The 18,301-nt window shown below is 34.0% G+C and carries 23 protein-coding genes; 1 reads left to right on the top strand and 22 read right to left on the bottom strand.

The features are described 5' to 3' along the window. Positions 1 to 9 precede the first annotated feature (9 nt). From rpoZ to R8749_RS03045, 17 genes are all read right to left on the bottom strand, one after another. Positions 10 to 243: a DNA-directed RNA polymerase subunit omega gene (gene rpoZ / locus R8749_RS03125; RefSeq protein WP_317697938.1), complete on the bottom strand. Its 234-nt coding sequence runs from the start codon at positions 241 to 243 to the stop codon at positions 10 to 12. Further along, positions 221 to 856 carry a guanylate kinase gene (gene gmk / locus R8749_RS03120; protein WP_317698497.1) on the bottom strand — a complete coding sequence of 212 codons (636 nt, stop codon included), beginning with the start codon at positions 854 to 856 and terminating at the stop codon, positions 221 to 223. Before gmk ends, rpoZ begins: the two co-directional genes overlap by 23 nt. A gap of 58 nt (positions 857 to 914) precedes the next feature. After that, the gene (locus tag R8749_RS03115; RefSeq protein ID WP_317697937.1) at positions 915 to 1,142 is read right to left on the bottom strand and encodes a YdbC family protein; all 228 of its coding nucleotides are present in this window, start codon (positions 1,140 to 1,142) and stop codon (positions 915 to 917) included. Further along, complete coding sequence (recN, locus tag R8749_RS03110; RefSeq protein ID WP_317697936.1) at positions 1,143 to 2,828, bottom strand: DNA repair protein RecN; 1,686 nt, start codon at positions 2,826 to 2,828, stop codon at positions 1,143 to 1,145. Then, entirely contained in the window at positions 2,806 to 3,282 is a 477-nt protein-coding gene (locus R8749_RS03105) for an arginine repressor (protein WP_317697934.1), read from the bottom strand. The genes recN and R8749_RS03105 overlap by 23 nt, the downstream gene beginning before the upstream one ends. Positions 3,283 to 3,342: 60 nt before the next feature. Then, the gene (locus tag R8749_RS03100) at positions 3,343 to 4,140 is read right to left on the bottom strand and encodes a TlyA family RNA methyltransferase (protein ID WP_317697933.1); all 798 of its coding nucleotides are present in this window, start codon (positions 4,138 to 4,140) and stop codon (positions 3,343 to 3,345) included. Positions 4,141 to 4,142: 2 nt separating this feature from the next. Then, the gene (locus tag R8749_RS03095; RefSeq protein WP_317697931.1) at positions 4,143 to 4,970 is read right to left on the bottom strand and encodes a polyprenyl synthetase family protein; all 828 of its coding nucleotides are present in this window, start codon (positions 4,968 to 4,970) and stop codon (positions 4,143 to 4,145) included. Beyond that, entirely contained in the window at positions 4,963 to 5,211 is a 249-nt protein-coding gene (locus R8749_RS03090; RefSeq protein WP_317697930.1) for an exodeoxyribonuclease VII small subunit, read from the bottom strand. The genes R8749_RS03095 and R8749_RS03090 overlap by 8 nt, the downstream gene beginning before the upstream one ends. After that, positions 5,192 to 6,571 carry an exodeoxyribonuclease VII large subunit gene (gene xseA / locus R8749_RS03085; RefSeq protein ID WP_317697929.1) on the bottom strand — a complete coding sequence of 460 codons (1,380 nt, stop codon included), beginning with the start codon at positions 6,569 to 6,571 and terminating at the stop codon, positions 5,192 to 5,194. Before xseA ends, R8749_RS03090 begins: the two co-directional genes overlap by 20 nt. Next, a complete protein-coding gene (locus R8749_RS03080) occupies positions 6,564 to 7,409 on the bottom strand; it encodes a bifunctional 5,10-methylenetetrahydrofolate dehydrogenase/5,10-methenyltetrahydrofolate cyclohydrolase (RefSeq protein ID WP_317697928.1) in 846 nt (281 codons plus the stop codon). The genes xseA and R8749_RS03080 overlap by 8 nt, the downstream gene beginning before the upstream one ends. Before the next feature lie 3 nt (positions 7,410 to 7,412). Then, on the bottom strand, positions 7,413 to 7,844 hold the full coding sequence (nusB, locus tag R8749_RS03075; protein WP_317697926.1) for a transcription antitermination factor NusB: 432 nt from the start codon (positions 7,842 to 7,844) through the stop codon (positions 7,413 to 7,415). Further along, a complete protein-coding gene (locus tag R8749_RS03070) occupies positions 7,841 to 8,239 on the bottom strand; it encodes an Asp23/Gls24 family envelope stress response protein (RefSeq protein WP_317697924.1) in 399 nt (132 codons plus the stop codon). The genes nusB and R8749_RS03070 overlap by 4 nt, the downstream gene beginning before the upstream one ends. After that, positions 8,239 to 8,796, bottom strand: coding sequence for an elongation factor P (efp, locus tag R8749_RS03065; RefSeq protein WP_317697923.1), 558 nt, complete (start codon positions 8,794 to 8,796; stop codon positions 8,239 to 8,241). Before efp ends, R8749_RS03070 begins: the two co-directional genes overlap by 1 nt. 12 nt (positions 8,797 to 8,808) lie before the next feature. Continuing rightward, positions 8,809 to 9,882, bottom strand: a complete 1,074-nt coding sequence (locus R8749_RS03060) for a M24 family metallopeptidase (RefSeq protein ID WP_317697922.1) — start codon at positions 9,880 to 9,882, stop codon at positions 8,809 to 8,811. A gap of 61 nt (positions 9,883 to 9,943) precedes the next feature. Next, entirely contained in the window at positions 9,944 to 10,234 is a 291-nt protein-coding gene (gene rpmA / locus R8749_RS03055) for a 50S ribosomal protein L27 (RefSeq protein ID WP_425613218.1), read from the bottom strand. A gap of 19 nt (positions 10,235 to 10,253) precedes the next feature. Further along, positions 10,254 to 10,568, bottom strand: a complete 315-nt coding sequence (gene rplU, locus R8749_RS03050; RefSeq protein ID WP_317697920.1) for a 50S ribosomal protein L21 — start codon at positions 10,566 to 10,568, stop codon at positions 10,254 to 10,256. Positions 10,569 to 10,692: 124 nt separating this feature from the next. Continuing rightward, positions 10,693 to 12,369, bottom strand: coding sequence for an oleate hydratase (locus R8749_RS03045; RefSeq protein WP_317697919.1), 1,677 nt, complete (start codon positions 12,367 to 12,369; stop codon positions 10,693 to 10,695). 162 nt (positions 12,370 to 12,531) lie between these two features. On the opposite strand from R8749_RS03045, the gene R8749_RS03040 reads away from it, so the two are divergent. Continuing rightward, a complete protein-coding gene (locus R8749_RS03040) occupies positions 12,532 to 14,331 on the top strand; it encodes a M3 family oligoendopeptidase (RefSeq protein WP_317697918.1) in 1,800 nt (599 codons plus the stop codon). Positions 14,332 to 14,485: 154 nt separating this feature from the next. Here R8749_RS03040 and R8749_RS03035 read toward each other — a convergent pair whose 3' ends face one another. The 5 genes from R8749_RS03035 to R8749_RS03015 form a co-directional block, all read right to left on the bottom strand. Next, the gene (locus R8749_RS03035; protein WP_317697917.1) at positions 14,486 to 15,646 is read right to left on the bottom strand and encodes a DUF998 domain-containing protein; all 1,161 of its coding nucleotides are present in this window, start codon (positions 15,644 to 15,646) and stop codon (positions 14,486 to 14,488) included. A 44-nt stretch (positions 15,647 to 15,690) separates the two neighbouring features. Then, positions 15,691 to 16,275, bottom strand: coding sequence for an NAD(P)H-dependent oxidoreductase (locus R8749_RS03030; RefSeq protein ID WP_317697915.1), 585 nt, complete (start codon positions 16,273 to 16,275; stop codon positions 15,691 to 15,693). Then, a complete protein-coding gene (locus R8749_RS03025; RefSeq protein ID WP_317697913.1) occupies positions 16,268 to 16,834 on the bottom strand; it encodes a TetR/AcrR family transcriptional regulator in 567 nt (188 codons plus the stop codon). The genes R8749_RS03030 and R8749_RS03025 overlap by 8 nt, the downstream gene beginning before the upstream one ends. A 156-nt stretch (positions 16,835 to 16,990) precedes the next feature. Continuing rightward, on the bottom strand, positions 16,991 to 17,761 hold the full coding sequence (locus R8749_RS03020) for a TPM domain-containing protein (RefSeq protein ID WP_317697911.1): 771 nt from the start codon (positions 17,759 to 17,761) through the stop codon (positions 16,991 to 16,993). Between the two features lie 69 nt (positions 17,762 to 17,830). Continuing rightward, positions 17,831 to 18,277 carry a hypothetical protein gene (locus tag R8749_RS03015; protein WP_317697909.1) on the bottom strand — a complete coding sequence of 149 codons (447 nt, stop codon included), beginning with the start codon at positions 18,275 to 18,277 and terminating at the stop codon, positions 17,831 to 17,833. Positions 18,278 to 18,301 lie beyond the last annotated feature (24 nt).

Genomic DNA, 18,301 nt, shown 5'->3' with positions numbered 1-18,301 from the left:
CCAATCCAACTAAACTTTTTCTTTTTTATTTTTGGCTTCAATTTCATCTTGAGTTTCCACCGTTATTTTACCATGATCAATTTCTTCTAAAGCCTGCCCAACAGACTTTAATGAATCATAATGATCAAGCGCTTTAGTAAAGCCATCTTCAATTTGATGTGCTCTTTTAGCTGCTAAAACTGCTAAAGAATAACGTGACGGTACTTTTTCTAATAAATTATCAATTATTGGCTTTGTAATCATTTTGAACTCCTGAGACTTTTAGATAGTCTTGTATAATTCTTTCTACTTTTAAATGTTCACTTTCGATGATAGTCTCAATTCGGTCAGCTGCTTTTGAAACAACATCATTGACCACGGCGTAGTCATACTCTTTCATTAAATTGATCTCGTTAATTGCTTGTTCCATTCTTCGATCAATCACCGCAGCAGAATCTGTGCCTCGTTGAGTAATTCTTCCCCGCAGCGATTTCAAATCTGGCGGAGTTAAAAAAATAAAAACTCCTTCAGGCATCTTTTCTTTTACCTGCATTGCCCCGCCAACATCAATCTCAAGAAAAATATCTTTTCCCTGGTTGATCGTATCTTCTACGTACTTTCGAGGAGTTCCATAATAATTTCCTACATATTGATTATACTCCAACATTTGATCGTTCTTAATTGCTTGCTGAAATTCATCAACCGTTGAGAAAAAATAATCAACTCCATCAACTTCTTTAGGTCTCATCTTCCGAGTCGTCATCGATACTGAATAAACGAATTGGCCTTTATCTCTGCGGGTCAATTCTTGTCTAACTGTACCTTTACCAACCCCAGAAGGACCGGATAAAACAATTAACATTCCTTTTGACATTATTTAAACTCTCCCGTATATGAAACCTATTGTCTTATAAATACGGTTAGTTTTCAAGCCATTATTCTTCAAACTCCATTGGATCTATTGATAAAAGTTCCTGTAATTCTTCTTTAGATAATGTTACTCCTCGTCCCATCTTATGGTGTTCTGGATCCCAACTACGAATATCAAATTTAGGTTCGGCATCATTCCATGAAATAAGATTAATTTCTTTCGTCCAACCATTTTTTTCGTTTTTGGATAATACTTTAAGATTCTTAATAATCTGAAATTTTATTTCAGCCATTTATTCCCGCTCCTTAGATTTTTGAGCTAGCTCTAACATTTCCATTGCATGATCTTTGGTTACTTTCGTCATTTTTGTCCCCGTCAGCATTTGAGCAATCTCGTCAACTCTTTCTTTTTGATCAAGCAGACGAACTGAACTGATTGTTCGGTTATCAACAATTTTCTTCTCAATCAGATATTGATAGTCACTCATTGCTGCTAACTGAGGTAAATGGGTAATGCTGATAACTTGATTTGAACGAGCAATTTGGTAGATTTTATCGGCCATCGATTGAGCTGCCCGACCACTGACTCCTGAATCTATTTCATCAAATATAAATGTAACATTTTCAAAAAATTGTGAAAAAACTGATTTTAAGGCTAATAGTATTCGTGACAACTCCCCACCAGATGCAATTTCTGCTAACGGGAGCATTTTCTCGCCGATGTTAGTTTGGACCATAAACATTAAATGATCTTGTCCTCGTTCTTGAAGTTCACTTTTCGTAAATTTAATTTCAAATTTTGAATTTTGAAACTCTAGAGTTTTCAGTTCAGAATTTATCAGTGGTTCTAATTTATCAGCTGATTTCTTACGAATGTCTGTCAACTTATCAGCTAATTGATGAGCTTGTTCAAGATAAAGGCGATATTTTTCATCATATTCTTTTAAGGACTGCTCACTATTTTCAGCAAATTTAATTTCTGAACGGGCTTTCTTTTGATATGATAAGACTTCTTCCAACGTCCCGCCATACTTCTTTTTTAATTGGTCAAAACTGCTTAATCTCTCCATCACTAGTTCTAGCTCATTTTCGTCATTTAAGTCAAGCGTATCACTTACATCGCTAACTTCTGACATTGCATCATTTACCGCTTCTATTGCATTAGTAAGATTATCAGCAATTTTTTGGTAACTTGATCCATAGTTTTCAAGGCTATCGCTAAGTGCTTGTGCTTGTCCTAAAAGATCTTGAATCGAATCTTCACCGCCAATTAAGGTTTGAATTTGTTGTAGACTGCTTGAAATTTTTTCAAAATTACTAAGTTGAATTTTCTTCTCTTCCAGCCTTTGATCTTCACCAATCTTTGGATCTACTTCAGTAATCTCTTGATCTGCAAACTTCAGATAATCCAGTCTTTCTTTTAAATCTTGATTTTTCTTTTGAATTTCTTCTTTCTTTAATTTAATAGATCTTAATTCTCGGTAAGTTTTCTCGTAACTAGCTAAAGTTTGAACTAACTTCTTGCCGCTAAAAGCATCAAGTAATGCCAATTGAGCATCAGCATTTAAAAGCTGCTGATGCTTAGATTGTTCTTCAATATTAAAAAGATGGTCGCCAACTTGTCGTAAAAAGCTTCCGTTAACAACACTCCCGTTAATCCGAGCAATTCCGCGACCATTTTTTTTAATTTCTTTTTGAATACTGAGGTAATCTTCATCTAAATCAATATCATTTTGTTCAAATAATTTTTTTAGCGAGCTAAATGGAAAGTGCGAGAATTCAGCCAAAATAGTTGCCTTGTCACTGCCATGACGAATTAACTCTTTACTACTCTTAGCACCTGCAATTTGAGCAATTGCATCAATGATAATTGATTTGCCTGCACCAGTCTCACCCGTTAAAGTGCTAAGACCATGGTGAAAATCAACTTCAAGATGTTCGATAATTGTAAAATTATCAACGACGAGTGATTCGAGCATTATTTGTCCCTAAACTATTTATTTTATCAATTAGTTCAGCTGCATCATTACTAGTTTTAGTAATCATAAAAATTGTATCATCGCCTGCTAAAAGTCCATGAACCTCAGAAAATGCAAGTTGATCAAGCAAAGAACCCAAAGCTTGGGCATATCCAGGTATCGTTTTAACAATCACAATAAAATGTTGAGCCTCAATGTTGACCATTGATTCAGTAATGATTTGTCCTGCTTTTTGTTCCAAACCATTATTTGATTCTTCTGGCAAAACATAAATGTAGCCATCATCACCGCTAGAAATTTTAACAATATTCATTTCATGCATATCTCTTGAAATTGTTGCCTGAGTAAAATGTAAACCTTTATCTTCGAGCATTTGAACTAACTGGCTATGCCTACTTATTTTATTATTTTTGATTAGTTCGCGTATTTCATTTTGACGATCTGCTTTTAACATATCTTCATCCTAATTATTTAAATTGTGAATATTATACATTGATTTGAATATTTTTCAAAATTATAAATTAGTTTTTGCATCTTTTATTAATAATTTTAAATCTTTTTCAGAATATGGATTCGATGACTCTTCAGATTTTTGAACTTGCACCAAAAATTCTACGTTGCCATGCTGCCCCTTTATTGGTGAGTAGGACAAGCCCTTAACTTTAAAACCATTTTCTACAAAATAGCCTAAAACTTGCTGTAAAACCGCCAAGTGAACAGCTGAATCCTTAACTAAGCCATGTTTTCTAATATATTCTTTTCCTGCTTCAAACTGAGGTTTAATTAAAAACACAGCTTTTCCATTTGGTTTTAATAATGTCGATGCAGGAGGAATGATGTGTTTCAAAGAAATAAATGAAACATCGCATTGAATTAAGTCGAACTTTTCTGGCGGAAAATCATTTTCTTTAGCATAACGAAAATTATAATTTTCGATCACTATTACTCTTGGATCTTCTACAAGCGTGGTGTTTAATTGACCAGAACCTACATCAAGAGCGTATACCTTTTTGGCTCCCGCATTTAATGCCACCTGAGTAAATCCACCGGTAGAAGCTCCGATATCCAAAACCATTTTATCCGTAAAGTCGAGATGGAATACTTCAATTGCCTTTAATAATTTATAAGCACCGCGACTAACATAATTATCATGGTTTTTAATCGTAAAAGCAGTATCATCAGGTAAATCTAAAGATGATTTTTTTACCGGTTTACCGTCAGCCAGAAAAACTTTACCCTGACTAATTGCTTCTTGGGCTTTAGCTCTGCTGCTGAATTTATTTTGGGATAATAATAATTTATCTACTCTCATAATTATAAATATTCATCTAAAAATTTCTTTAAGGGATCTGATGTAAAATGGTCGCCCGACAAACGATCCAGTGCTTCATTAGCTGAAGAGATTCTTTTTTCTTTTAGTTGTCGAGCTTGTTGAATCCCAAAATCAACTGCAAAATTGTTTTCACCGCTTTGATCTTGATCTAAATCACTCAAATCATCAGCTAACTGGAAAGCCAATCCAAAATTTTTAGCAAATTTTTTTAATAAATTGGTTTGATCAAAATTAAGATTTAAACAAATTGCTCCATATTCGCTCGCAGCCACAAACATTGCAGCTGTTTTATGATAATGCATTTCAATTAAATTCTCTTCTGAAACATCTGAAATTTGTAAATCCTGAACCTGACCATTCACCATATTTTGAGAACCAGCAGCATTTGATAAAGCATTTACTAATGAAACTTTTTGATCTGAAGAAACCTTGCTGTCAGCAATAACTTTAAACGCATCAGTTAATAAGGCATCTCCAGCTAAAATTGCTAAATCCTCCCCAAATAAAACATGGTTTGTGGGTTTTCCTCTTCTTAAATTATCATTATCCATTGCTGGCAGATCATCATGAATTAAAGAATACGTATGAACCATTTCAAGTGAAGCAGCAATGTCAAAATAATGTTCGAATTCATTGATCCCAAAAGAATTAAGAATGCTAAAAAAGAGCAACGGCCGAAGTCTTTTACCATTAGACAACAATGAATAGTTGATTGCTTCTTTTAATTTTGGATCGATCTCTTTTGATCCATAAAGGTGTTCTAAATATTCATTAAATTTTAAAATCACCTTTAAAAGATCGCTATTCATTTTCTGCTTGCTCCGCAAAATCTTTGATATTGCCATCTTCATCAATAATTGAGGAAATTGATTTTTGAGCTTCAGAAAGAGTTTTTTCCATCGATTTAGAAATACTAACTCCTTCTTTAAACCGATCAATGGATTCTTGAAGTGGAAGATTTCCTTCTTCAAGCTGTTTTACAATTCCCTCTAATTTTTGCATTTGTTCTTCAAAACTTAATTCTTTTTCACTAGTTTTCTTTGCTGGCATTATCTTCTCCTTCAATTTGATCGACTTTTGAAATTAATACACCATCACTTAAAATCACTCGAATATTTTGATCAATTTTAGCTTTTGAAATACTATCAATAACATTATGTTTATTATCTTCTGTAATTGCATATCCACGTTTAAGAACATTGTGCGGATCAAGCATTACTAGATTTCTAGAAAGATTATTTAATCTAACTTGTTCATTATGATTTAAATTTTGGATTACCCGAACCAAAGAATTCTGAGCTTGTTTATTAGCGATTTTAAATTGATTAAGTGTTCTATTAGGTGCAAACGACTTTAAAAGTGATTGAAAATGATTAAGCTTGTTTTGATCTTGAACTAATACATTTTTTTCAGTTTGTAAAAGTCGTTCTTTTAATCGATCTAAAGATATTGATTGATTTTGATAAAAAGCTTCAGGCCTTCTAAATAAGTAACTTTCGGTCAAAGGTTTTATTTTGGCAGTTAAATTCTCTAAATAATGAAGCTCAGCCTGACGTAATTCAAGTTTCTTCTGACGTACTGATTGCTTAAGTTCATCAAGAAGCGGTGTTGCTAACTCAGCGGCAGCGGTTGGTGTCGGAGCTCTAAGATCAGCAGCATAATCAACAAGCGTCGTATCTGTCTCATGTCCAACAGATGTGATAACTGGCGTCTTACTTTCAGCTACAGCTATCGTTAGAGCTTCATCATTAAACGGCCAAAGATCTTCAAAAGATCCGCCGCCTCGAGCAATGATAATAGTATCAAACGTGCCCATTTGATTTGCTCGATTCAATTGATTCAGTACTGATTCAGCTGCTTTATCTCCTTGGACAACTGCTGGAAATAAAACTAACTTCACAAGTGGAAAACGGCGACGCGTTGTAGTAATGATATCCCTAATCACTGCCCCGCTGGGACTAGTAATTACTGCGATGCGTTTTGGAAACTGACTAATCGCTCTTTTTCGCTCAGGTAAAAAGTAGCCGGCTTTGCTTAACTTTTCTTTTCTTGCCTGTAATTCAACCAAAAGGGTTCCTAATCCATAGGGTTCAATTGACTCAACAATCAGCGAATAACTTCCGCCCGGAGCATAAATACCGACTCGTCCGGTACAAACGATCATATCTCCATCCTTAAGTTTAAAGTTAATTTTTTGGTAGATATTACGAAAAAGAGTGACCCCAATTTTAGCACCATCATCTTTTAAACTAAAATACTGATGCCCATTCGGCCGCTCTCTAAAATTCGTTATTTCGCCTTTAATATTAACGTGATCTAAATAAGGATCCTGACTAAATTTCTTTCCAATATAAGTCGTAATCTGACTTACGCTCAGATAATCATCCTTATTTACCGTTTTATTATCCATTCACTTCTCTCAATTTTGCTGTATTAACAATCTGCTGCATCAAAGTAATAACTGTCATCGGACCAACGCCCTTTGGAACTGGTGTAATAGATGAACATTTTTCTAAAACTGATGTAAAATTAACATCTCCTTTAAGACCTTCTTTGGTTCGATTAATTCCAACATCAACAATAACTGCACCCTCTTTCACATACGAAGCATCGATGAATTCAGGTTTGCCAATTGCAACAAAAAGAAAATCTGCTTGTTTCGTAATTTTTTGCAGGTCTTGCGTTTTACTATGACAAATTGTCACTGTACTATCACGATTTAACAATAATCCCGCAAGTGGTTTACCAACAATATTACTTCGTCCAACAATAACTGACTGTTTTCCTGACACATCAAAATGATAAAAATCAAGCAAATTCATTATGCCGACCGGCGTAGCAGGGGCTATAAAATCAGTTACTCCGGTCCATAATTTGCCAACATTAATTTCACTAAATCCGTCCATATCTTTGAGCGGATCAATCGAGTTAACAACTTTGGAATAAGAAATTTGCGGTGGCAGCGGCAGCTGAACCATAATACCGGTAACTTCAGGCTGCAAGTTATAAGTGTTGATTAAAGAAAGAACTTCTTCTTCATCAACATCATTATTCAAGTAAGTAGTGTTTACTTTAATTCCAATTTCTAATGCCCGCTTCTTCTTATTACGAACATAAATTTCGCTCTCAGGATTATCGCCTAAAACCAAAACTTGTAAAACTGGAACATGCTTTAATGATGCAACAGTTCCTTGTAATTTTTGGGCTATTTCATCAGCTGCTTTTTTACCATCTATAATTTTATCCATTTACTACTCAACGCTTCTGCTAATTTCTTCAAAAATACTGACTAAGATCCCATTTATAAAACTCGGTGACTTTTCAGTTGAATATAATTTGGCTAAGTCAACTGCCTCATTAACCGTTACGTCAAAAGGAATATCGTCTAAATATTTTATTTCAACAATCGCAACTTCCAAAACTGCTAAATCCAACCATGGAATTCTTTCGATTTTCCAGGTTGTCTTTAGATGATCAGATATAAGTTTTTGACACTCTGATTCCTCTTTAGATAAATGCTCTAGTAAAGGATCAACATATTTTCGATGGTCTTCATTTTTTAAACGCTCATTCATAAAATTAAATTCAATTGAATCTAAAAGTTCAGTTAAAGATAGATCCTTTTGAAAAAAATGAGCGAAAACCGATTTTACTAATAAGTCTCGCTGCTGTTTTCTTTTCATGCCTTTTCATCACTAATGTTTTCATCAATTAGATCAAGCACATGAACATTAACTTTTGAAAGATCAAGGTCAAGCATTTCTTTAAACTGATTAATCACTTCAGACTGAACTTTATAAGAAGTTTGAATTACATTAACACCATAATTAACATTAATATAAATATCAGCAACTAATTCATCATTAACCAGCTTGATCGCTGCCGAATGCACTAATCGAACTTCTGGAAATTTAGTGCCAAAAATATTCTGGAAAGCATTAGACATTTCATTAACATCCTCAACATTACCAGCTGTTAGTTCTAAAATCTTTTCTAACGCCTTTTGAGAAATTGAAACCTTGCCAGTTACAGTTAAGCTGCTATTTAGCTTTAATCCACTCCGTAAATTTGCCATCATTAAGCCCTTGAAATGTATGAACCATCAGTTGTATTAATTGTAAGAACATCTCCTTCATTAATGAAAAATGGTACTTGTACAACTAATCCTGTTTCCATTGTTGCCGGTTTTGATCCGCCAGATGCTGTATTACCTTTAATTGTTGGTTCAGTTTCTGCAACTGTTAAATCAACTTTATTAGGTAATTCAATTCCTAAAGTTTCACCATTATAAGTAGAAATGCTAACTAACATATTTTCTTTTAAATATTTAGTCTGATCACCAACAACTTCATTAGGAATTTCAACTTGTTCATAAGATTCAGTATCCATAAAAGTATAAGTGCCGCCATCATTGAATAGATACTGCATTTCTCTAGTATTTACGTCAATTTTTTCAACTTTTTCCGTTGCTCTAAAAGTTTTATCCTGCACAGCACCGGTTCTTAAATTACGTAAAGTTGAACGAACAAACGCTCCGCCTTTGCCCGGTTTCACATGTTGAAATTCAACTACCTGCCAAATATCTTTTCCTGTACCAATTGTTAAACCATTTTTAAAATCATTTACTGATATCATTAATTTTCTCCATTAAATAATTATTAATTCATCTTTCGGTGAATTTGTTAATACTTCATATCCTTGATCTGTGATCAATACATCATCTTCAATTCGAACACCAAATCGATCTGGTAAATAAATGCCAGGTTCAATTGTTATTATGTTACCACTAACGACAGGCTCTGCTTGATATTTGCCCCAAGCCCCCGGGCCTTCATGAATACTTCGACCAATTCCGTGCCCTGTACCATGACCAAAATTTTCTTTGTATCCCGCTGAATCAATAATACTATGAGCTTTTTCGTGCATTTCAGCGCCAGTTACTCCCTGGCGAAGAATGGCAATCGTTTCTTTGTTCGCTTTTAATACAATATTGTAGATTTGACGCTGACCTTCACTTACCGAACCAACTCCAATTGTTCTAGTAATATCAGAAGTATATCCCTCGTAGTAACAACCAAAATCCAAAGTCACGAGGTCTCCTTCTTTTATTCTATTACTAGAAGCAGCTCCATGTGGCATCGAAGAACGAATTCCAGCAGCCACAATTGTTTCAAAAGATGGTCCAGTAGATCCGAGTTCTTTAAAATGGCTTTCTAACCGAGCTGCAACTTCTAACTCAGTCATGCCAGCCTTGATTTCTTTTAAAATCATCGCAAATGATTGATCTGCGATTTCACAAGCCTTTTTAATCTTTTCGATTTCTAATTCATCTTTAACTTGTCGTAATTCATCAATTTCTTCAGAAACGTCAATTATTGGACGTTGAATTTTCTTCTTTATCGTTAAATAATCCGCTGCAGACACACAAGTTAGCTCTACTCCGATATCATCTAAAGAAAAATTCTCATGAATTAAATTTAAAACTCCATCCAAGCCTTTTTGGTTTTGTTGAATTTTAAAACCGTTTAATTCAACTTTTGCTTGGCTGACAAATCGCGAATCGGTAATAAAAATTTCTTCTTTTGGAGTTACAAAAAGGTAAGATTCATCGCCAGAAAATCCAGTAAAATAAGAAACATTCACGGGATTTAAAAGAAGTGCCCCTTCAATTCCTTTTTCACTTAACCAATTTTGAAACTTTTTTAACTTTTTATGTTCCATAAGTCTTCCAAACAAAAAAGCAAACATTCATGAAAAACATGTGTCTGCTTTAATAAAATAACTATTCGGGATTAACAGAAACTTGTTTCTTGAATTTACCCATTCGTTCATACTTAACATAGCCATCAGCTAAGGCAAATAAAGTATCATCTCCGCCTTTGCCAACATTCGTTCCTGGATGAATATGTGTACCGCGTTGACGATAAATAATTGTTCCTGTATGAACAAATTGACCATCAGAGCGTTTTGCACCTAGACGACGACCAGCAGAATTACGACCATTTGATGACGATCCGCCACCTTTATGGTGAGCCATTTTAGTTAATCCAACATTATTAATATGAAAATTCATTAACATTTTTATTTACCTCTTAAACGTTGATAGATTCGATTGAAACACGTGTATAAGGCTGACGATGTCCTTGTTTTGTATGATAGTGTTTCTTTGCCTTGTATTTGAAAGTAACGACTTTCTTTTCTTTGCCTTGCTTTTCGATTTTTGCTTTAATCGTAGCACCAGCAACTGTTGGATTGCCAACAGTAATCTTGTTATTATCGTCAGAAACTAAAAGAACCTGATCGAAGGTAACTTCGCTGTCAACATCCTGATCAATTTTTTCGAGGAAAAGAGTATCTCCCACTTGGGCTTTATACTGTTTTCCGCCATTTGCAAAAACTGCGTACATTTAACTTCACTCCTATATTAGACTCGCCTTACTGGTTATTTCATTAATTCCAGATCAGTGCGGTTGTATACATACAACTGATAAATTTTATCACATTTTCTTGTTGTAAGCAAAACAAAGCCGATTATCTAATCATTGTTTTAGCGGCTCTTAATAAAACACGTGGATCTTTTTCGTAATGATGGACTTTTGTTAATTCAGAATCAGGAATTCCCAGAAGTTTATATACTGCAATTTGAGCAGCTCTAACAGAAAATTGTTCAGTAAATACCATGTCAAATGGCATTTCTACAAACTGACTGATAAAAGCTAAGTTGTGCGAATGAGCTGGTACTACATCTGGTCTGTCCCCCTTTGCCCGCTGATTAAATAATGCACTGGCATAAGGCATATAAACTGGTATTGAATTAATCACACTGTCCATAATCCGATCTTTATGATTTCTAATATTATCTTGTGCTGGATCTACTTCAGCTAGATGACCAATCAACTCTTCAACAATTTCACGCCCTGTCATTTTAATAATTGGTTTTAATACGTAATCACCTAATTTACGTGGAAACATGAAGTAGCCCCAAAGAACACCCTCTTCAGGTTTTTGAGCATGGAAATGAGGTTGGTGGTGAACGACAATTGAAAGCAAACCAGTGCTGTCAATCCACGTATTTAAGGCATTACCCGGTTGCTGCTGGGTGATTCTTGCAATCTGATTAAACAAGTAATGATCTTTGGTCGTAATTGTGAAACTTAACCATTCTGATTGAGCTCGATCATTAAAAAATTTATCCGGGTGCCCTAAACTATAAAAGTGTTCAGTTGCTTGCTTCCAAAGTTTGGCACTGACAGGATAGTCATGGTTTTCAGTCACTGGTGTATCCAGATCACCCAAAGTTGCATCGTCAGTAATGGCTCCGTTCGTATCAAAAACAAGGTCATCTTCAGCAATTTTAACTTCACTTGCTTCTTTAGTTTCAACATTCTCCATTTTAAGACCAGTTACAATAATGTCATCTCTCAGTGGAGTGTCAGCAAATTCAAATTCTTTAACCAACATATTATTAACAAAATTAACGCCATGGTCCTTAAGATATTTACGCATCGGCACAATAATTGATTCGTATTGATTATACGGTGTTCTGGTAACGCCTTCTAATGTGTTAATTCGACTAAACTCAACAATCATCCGGTTCATGTAGCGCCTAAGCTCCATTGCACTGCTTTCTTTCTTAAAAGCAAAAGTAGTTTCCCACATGTACCAAAAATTAGTTGTAAAAAAGTGAGGACTGTCTCTAAACCAATCTTCTATACTAATATCATTAAGGAGTTCTTCCTTTTTTTCCGGCAAAAGCATTAAGCGGCTTAAAAGCATCCGGTCTTTATTATCAAACTGCATATGATAATAGTTGTCAGCATTATCTTTATTTCGGATTCCATTCTTTTTATCCATTAAACGTCCGACATCATGAGTTGGATGGGCATGATCAAAGTTAAGAATATCATCCGTTACGGATTGACCGGGATTATCAAGCGATGGAACGCTTCTTAGTACATCCCATAAATTTTCATATGTTTCTTCATTAAGCATGCGCCCGCCTTCGGCTAAGAAACCTTTAGTATTTCCGACATGCGGCACTTCATATTCATTTTGATATTTCTCATAAGGCGCTCCATCGTTAGCCCCATGTTTATTAATTCCATACATCGTAATCTGCGAACCGTCCCAATAGCCATCTCTAATCAAATAAATACCAGCAGCTAAATTACCAATTCCAGTTCCTATCATATAAGCTTTGCGTACCATAGTTTTGTGCTCCTATCTATAATTATCTTTCATACTCAATTATACTCGTTAAGCGCTATCATTGTTAAATTACTATATATTTTATCATTTGCTGCTACTTCACTATTTTGATTAAAGCATGTATTATTATTCATAAACATGAGAGAGAAAGGACCATAATTTATGGCATTAAAAGAAACTTGGAACCTGAAAGACTTATTTGGCGGTGATATTGAATCAAAAGAACTCGAAGAAGCATTTCATAAAAGTGATGAAATGATTGACGAGATCAGCAATTCTTTTGATCAAACAGAGTTAAAAGATTTTCCTAAAATTGCTCAAAAACTTCAAGATGCAGAAGCAAATTTAGGAGAAATTTCTTCATTTATTGGAATGTGGCAGGCCGCATTTTATTCTGATTCAAGAGTCAATGTAAAATACGGTCAATTTCAAGATTTATATTTAAAATTAATCCAATTGGAACAAAGTTGGGGCCGTAAACTTGCTGAATTAAGTGATGATGAATTCAATGAACTTTTAAAAAATCCTCAAATGGAATCAATTCAATTTACCTTAAAGGAACAAAGAAAACAGGCGCAGCGTTTATTAGATCCCCAAACTGAATACTTCATTCAAAAGCTGCAGCAGGATGCCTTAAATGCCTGGTCCAGTCATTATGAAACGATTGCCTCTGGTTTGAAAACTTCTTACACAGATGAAAATGATCAAAACCATGAAGTAAGTGCAGGACAAGCACTGAATTTACTTGACAGTATTGCTAACCCCGCAGCTCGAAAGAACTTGATGACTAATTATGAAAAAATGTGGGGCAGTGCTGAAAACTTGTCGGGAGATACACTTAATCATTTAGCAGGCGCTCGTTTAACTGAATATCAAGCTCACAAATATCAAGACTTTCTTGATTATCCACTTGAACTTAACCGAATGAGTCGAAAAACTTTAGATACGATGTGGCATGTTGTTTCAGAAAACAAAGAAATGTTGGTGAAATTCCTTAACCGAAAAGCTCGCCTTTTGAAACTGCCAACTGACAAAATTTCATGGCAGGACCAATCCGCACCTCTTGACCTGCCTGGTTATAAATCCCGCCAGTTAACCTATGAAGAAGCAGCAGATATTATTGTTACTAATTTCACCAAATTTTCACCAAAAATGGGAAAAGTTGCAAAATATGCCTTTGAACATCAATGGATTGAGGCTGAAGATCGACCAGGCAAACAGCCTGGCGGTTTTGAAACCCCGCTTCCCGTTTCTAAAGAAGCAAGAATTTTCTTAACTTTTACGGGTTCTGTAAATGATGCTGCTACTATTGGTCACGAATTAGGTCATGCTTTTCATACAATGCAGATGTATGATCTCCCCCTCTGGCGGCAAAACTATGCAATGAATGTTGCCGAAACTGCGTCAACTTTTGCCGAAACAATTATTAATAATGCCAATGTTGAAAGTGCTAAATCTAATGCTGAAAAATTAACTCTTTTAGATGCTAAAATGGTCAATGCCGTAGCAATGTTTATGAACATTCACGCCCGCTTTATTTTTGAAAAAGACTTTTATACCGAAAGACAAAAAAGAATCATTACTCCTGCTGAACTCAATAAAATGATGATTAACGCTCAAAAAGAGGCATTTGCAGGAGCGCTTGACGAAAATGGATATCATCCTCATTTTTGGACCAGTAAACTTCACTTTTACATTGACGGCGTTCCATTTTACAATTTCCCATATACTTTTGGATATTTATTTAGTTTGGGCATTTATGCTTTTGCTAAGAAATCGGGCGATAATTTTGAAGATCAATATATCTCACTGTTACGCGATACTGCTAATATGAATGTCGAAGAATTAGCCAAAAAGCACTTAAACGTAGATTTAACTAAAGAAGATTTTTGGCAGGATGGAGCCGATTTAATTAAGCAAGATATTGATGAATACATAAAACTATCAGAAGAATTTATCTAAAAAAAGCCTCTTGAAGTTATTTTTCAAGGGGTTTTTAATAAATTTTTGACATCAAAAACAAGATGCATATAACAATATAATTAAATAAACAAAACGCTGATGAAAATCAAAATCCAGAATAGATTTTAATTTCATCAGCGTTAATTTTTTTAGATTAATTTTTCTTCAAAACATATAAAGGCACTTCTTTACGGCTTAAAAATTCCAAGTTCTGAACTAATAATAAAAGCCACGAAAATGCTAGAATAAAAGCAAAAATTTCAAAAGCAGTAAGTGAAAAGTACCGAAATATTTTCCATAAAATTCCTACGAAAAGAATTAATCCTCCAATGATGTACGAAGTTGCCAAAAATGTTTTTGTAACTTGCGGCAGCAACCATTTAATAGCAACAATTTGAAAAAATATTAAACAAACCATCAACAAAGCTGAATCATCATGCAGCTCATGTAAAATATCTCCATGAACGTTCGGAAAAAGCCCCACTCCTCCCAAACAAATTGCCGTCATCGTTAAAGTAATTCTTAAAAGGTTAAGCCGCCAATTATTGTGAAACTTTTTCTCTAATGAAACAAATAGATAGTCAATCAGCGCCACCATCAACAAAGCTGAAAGAATTAAAGTAAAGTTAAACTGCCAAGCATTTTTTGCAGCCTTCGAGCCCAAAAAGCTCAGATTTACTTCCCACCAACGAGAATTTTGATTCATGATAATAGAAAAAATGACCCCGCTAATAATCACCACAATTAGTAAATTAGTAATCATCGAAGGCGAAACATTATTAATCATAAAATTCACGCTGTAATTATTAATTGCCAAAAACATTGAAGCCAGAATCGTTGAAGTATAAATATCAAATTCTGCACCTTTGAAAGCCACACTTAAAAGCCAGAAAAAGGCAATCAAGAAAAATATTGTAATACAGGTAAAAGCAATGATAATCGTCGGAAAACTTCGCCAAGATAAATCTTTTAATCGCGGTATTTCTTTGAATTTACCTCGAATAAAATAATTCATTAATAAAACTAAAGAACTTACCGCACCAATTACAATTACGAAGCTTGATAAAGAATAAACTCCAGAAATCGGTAAATATCTTTTTTGAGTTGAAAGAGCCAGCAGCAAAAAAACTAACGACCCAACGATAATCGGCCATATTGACTTGTGAATCAAATCAGACTGCTGATTTTGATCATTTTCAATTAAATTAACCTGATAGGTTTTGCCATCTGCTTTAAATTGAAATTTTCGATCCTGAGGAATCTTAAGTTTTGAACCATCTTCTGTAATATAAATTTCGTGTTTTTTATTATCCATCGATGAATAATTTTACCTGAAAACGAAAGAAAGAACATCCTAAATTACAGATTCATTTTCCAAATGCGATTCAAATATTTTTCTCTTTGTTCTTTTTTTGAATGGGTCATGTTGCCAAAATTGATCCATCTCGCTTTTTTTACGCCTATTTGTTTAAGAGTCTGATTAATAAAAATCTTCTTAATTCCATTCCCAGCCAAATATTTATAATATAGGGTCGGAGAAGTTGAACTTGTAAAAACGTAAGCCTTTTTGATGTTGGTTAATTCTCCTTTGATCCCAGTTTTTGTGACAATATGGCTTAACCCCTCACCTTCTTTCATCACCTTATCAATAAAACCTTTAAGCATCCCGGGAATTCCATTCCACCAAATTGGTGTGACAAAAATTACTTGATCTGCGTTTTGCATCATTTTAAGATACTTTGTAACTAATGGGTCATGAGTTTTTCCTTCGTGAAAAAGTCTCAACTCTTCCTCATCGTATGCTGGATCAAAATGTTCTTTATATAAATCGATCAATTCAAATTTCTGATGATGCGATTTTAAATTGGCGATAATTTGCTGCAAAACAGAATGATTAAAACTTCCATTCCAAGGATGGCAATAGATAATCAAATAATTATTCACTCTCTGGTTCCTCCAATAATTGGTTTAAGGTTCGTTTTAAAAATTGCGAGTCAAAATGAGTAACGTGATTAACCACTAAAGTAATATACCCTTGAATAAAAGACCACAACTGAATAAATAGTTCTTCTTCATTCACTTTTAAATGTTTTGTAATGATCAAATTTCTTATCAATTGCTGAATTAATTCAAGCAGCGGAAACACTGGCTTTTTCGCAATCAGAACTTGACTAGCAACTGGATTAAAAAACAAAAAATTCATTAGATTAGGATCATCGTCAAATAACTTAAAAAGTTTATCGGCATATTTTAAAATTGCAGTTTGTGGTTCACAATCAATTAAATCAACTTCAATCTCTTGAGAAATTTCTGTTGATATTTCTAAAGTAACCTCTTCAAACAACTCATCCCGACTACTAAAATGCTTATAAAAAGCTCCCGTCGTCAAACCAACCTGCTTTGATAATTTTCTCAGTGATAAATCTTGATAATTGTGTTCACGAAGCTCATTAATCGCCGCTTCAATAATTTTTTTCTTAGTATCTTTCTTTTTATTAATCATTTTTGTCCTCTACAAAAAGATAACACTGTTATCTTTTTAAAGCAAGAAAAAATCACCGTTTTTAAAAAAGTAACCTAAAAGAGACAAAGATTACTATATCCGGTGACATTAATTATTCATTATTATGATATTACTACTTAAATAAATTTATTTTACTCATTCTTTACGTGATTTCCCGCCAGGATGATTGTTAATCTCCTTATTTTCAGATTCTTTGGTGTCTTTAGACTTTTCGTCAGAATCAATCGGTGTTCCCCAATACAACAGCCTCTTTGATTTATATACGCTAATAAAGAATTTATATGTAGCAAATATAACAATTATTAACACAGTAACAATCAGTAAAATAAACTTAATTCGGATTCCAGAATCTATTCCTTTGGATTCTCCACTTTCTTGACTACTGAAACTTTTATCTACTAATTTTGTAACCGAGTTATAAACATTTCGCAAACCTCGATCTAATTTCATAGAATCAGTAGATTTTAGATCATCACGATTACTCTCAAGAATTTCTTTTGCTTCTTTATCAGTAACAACTTGGGCTAATCCATAATCAGTTTTTATTGCAACATTTTGTTCTCCGTTATTATACGCATACAAAACCATTGCTCCATTGTGTTTATCTCGGCTTCCTAGTTTCCAATCTAAGATTATTTCGTCTGCGTATAAGCTGACACCTTCACCGTGACTAGAATTTACCACAACTAGCATTACTTGCGGTGCTTTGTCTTTTTTACTATATTCAGCGTTTTTATTTTCAACTTCATCTTTCGTTGAATTACTTAAAACTCCCAGTTCATCATAATAGCTTGTCGAGGGCTTCGAAGGTATAAAGTCTGACGCATTTACAGTTTTTATATTTAAAGCAATAACAAAAGCTAAGATTAGCAATAAACTTGGAATTAACTTATCTTTAAATTTCAAATCTGGCCCCCTACGATCCAATTTTTTTGATCTTTTAAAATCAAAAAAGAAACAAGTTCAAACTGCCCACTACAACTTAATTCCTGGCTTTTTTGGAGGATTGTCCTTAGAATCGGAAGATTTTTTCTTAAACCCATTACCTTTAAAAGGATTACTATGATCTGGATCATCATAAGTTCTTCGGATGAATTTAGCAAAAAATCTTTCAGATTTTGATCTAATAAAAAGAACAATCAGTAATAAAACTACAAAGATCATTGCAACAGACATTAAAATTCGAAATACAATACCTTGAAGAGTTGGGTTTAAATCACTAAATTTAGTGTTAGAATCACTGCTGCTAGAACTGGAATCAGAAGTTGAACTAGAACTAGATGTTGAATCATCATCTAAACTGACAGCTGAGTGAACTTCATGATATGGTATTATTTCAGCCGCAACATTTTGAAAATTGAGCAAACTACCGCAAATAAAAAATAACACTAAGTACAAAATACAGTTTCTTTTTGTAAACATTTTATTTAACCTTTTCTGATTTTA

This window comes from Xylocopilactobacillus apis (genome assembly GCF_033095965.1).
In the GTDB taxonomy this organism is placed as follows: domain Bacteria; phylum Bacillota; class Bacilli; order Lactobacillales; family Lactobacillaceae; genus Xylocopilactobacillus; species Xylocopilactobacillus apis.
The sequence above is the reverse complement of the archived record's forward strand: the minus strand, read 5'-3'. Positions and strand labels throughout refer to the sequence as shown.

What these genes read in the sequence shown, in the direction of transcription:
- R8749_RS03070 (WP_317697924.1), bottom strand. Translation starts at nt 8,239, where the DNA reads ATGATGGCAAATTTACGGAGTGGATTAAAGCTAAATAGCAGCTTAACT.
- R8749_RS03015 (WP_317697909.1), bottom strand. Translation starts at nt 18,277, where the DNA reads ATGTTTACAAAAAGAAACTGTATTTTGTACTTAGTGTTATTTTTTATT.
- R8749_RS03040 (WP_317697918.1), top strand. Translation starts at nt 12,532, where the DNA reads ATGGCATTAAAAGAAACTTGGAACCTGAAAGACTTATTTGGCGGTGAT.
- R8749_RS03060 (WP_317697922.1), bottom strand. Translation starts at nt 9,882, where the DNA reads ATGGAACATAAAAAGTTAAAAAAGTTTCAAAATTGGTTAAGTGAAAAA.
- R8749_RS03100 (WP_317697933.1), bottom strand. Translation starts at nt 4,140, where the DNA reads ATGAGAGTAGATAAATTATTATTATCCCAAAATAAATTCAGCAGCAGA.
- R8749_RS03080 (WP_317697928.1), bottom strand. Translation starts at nt 7,409, where the DNA reads ATGGATAAAATTATAGATGGTAAAAAAGCAGCTGATGAAATAGCCCAA.
- R8749_RS03115 (WP_317697937.1), bottom strand. Translation starts at nt 1,142, where the DNA reads ATGGCTGAAATAAAATTTCAGATTATTAAGAATCTTAAAGTATTATCC.
- rplU (WP_317697920.1), bottom strand. Translation starts at nt 10,568, where the DNA reads ATGTACGCAGTTTTTGCAAATGGCGGAAAACAGTATAAAGCCCAAGTG.
- xseA (WP_317697929.1), bottom strand. Translation starts at nt 6,571, where the DNA reads ATGGATAATAAAACGGTAAATAAGGATGATTATCTGAGCGTAAGTCAG.
- R8749_RS03045 (WP_317697919.1), bottom strand. Translation starts at nt 12,369, where the DNA reads ATGGTACGCAAAGCTTATATGATAGGAACTGGAATTGGTAATTTAGCT.
- recN (WP_317697936.1), bottom strand. Translation starts at nt 2,828, where the DNA reads ATGCTCGAATCACTCGTCGTTGATAATTTTACAATTATCGAACATCTT.
- R8749_RS03035 (WP_317697917.1), bottom strand. Translation starts at nt 15,646, where the DNA reads ATGGATAATAAAAAACACGAAATTTATATTACAGAAGATGGTTCAAAA.
- nusB (WP_317697926.1), bottom strand. Translation starts at nt 7,844, where the DNA reads ATGAAAAGAAAACAGCAGCGAGACTTATTAGTAAAATCGGTTTTCGCT.
- R8749_RS03095 (WP_317697931.1), bottom strand. Translation starts at nt 4,970, where the DNA reads ATGAATAGCGATCTTTTAAAGGTGATTTTAAAATTTAATGAATATTTA.
- rpoZ (WP_317697938.1), bottom strand. Translation starts at nt 243, where the DNA reads ATGATTACAAAGCCAATAATTGATAATTTATTAGAAAAAGTACCGTCA.
- R8749_RS03105 (WP_317697934.1), bottom strand. Translation starts at nt 3,282, where the DNA reads ATGTTAAAAGCAGATCGTCAAAATGAAATACGCGAACTAATCAAAAAT.
- R8749_RS03090 (WP_317697930.1), bottom strand. Translation starts at nt 5,211, where the DNA reads ATGCCAGCAAAGAAAACTAGTGAAAAAGAATTAAGTTTTGAAGAACAA.
- efp (WP_317697923.1), bottom strand. Translation starts at nt 8,796, where the DNA reads ATGATATCAGTAAATGATTTTAAAAATGGTTTAACAATTGGTACAGGA.
- rpmA (WP_425613218.1), bottom strand. Translation starts at nt 10,234, where the DNA reads ATGAATTTTCATATTAATAATGTTGGATTAACTAAAATGGCTCACCAT.
- R8749_RS03025 (WP_317697913.1), bottom strand. Translation starts at nt 16,834, where the DNA reads ATGATTAATAAAAAGAAAGATACTAAGAAAAAAATTATTGAAGCGGCG.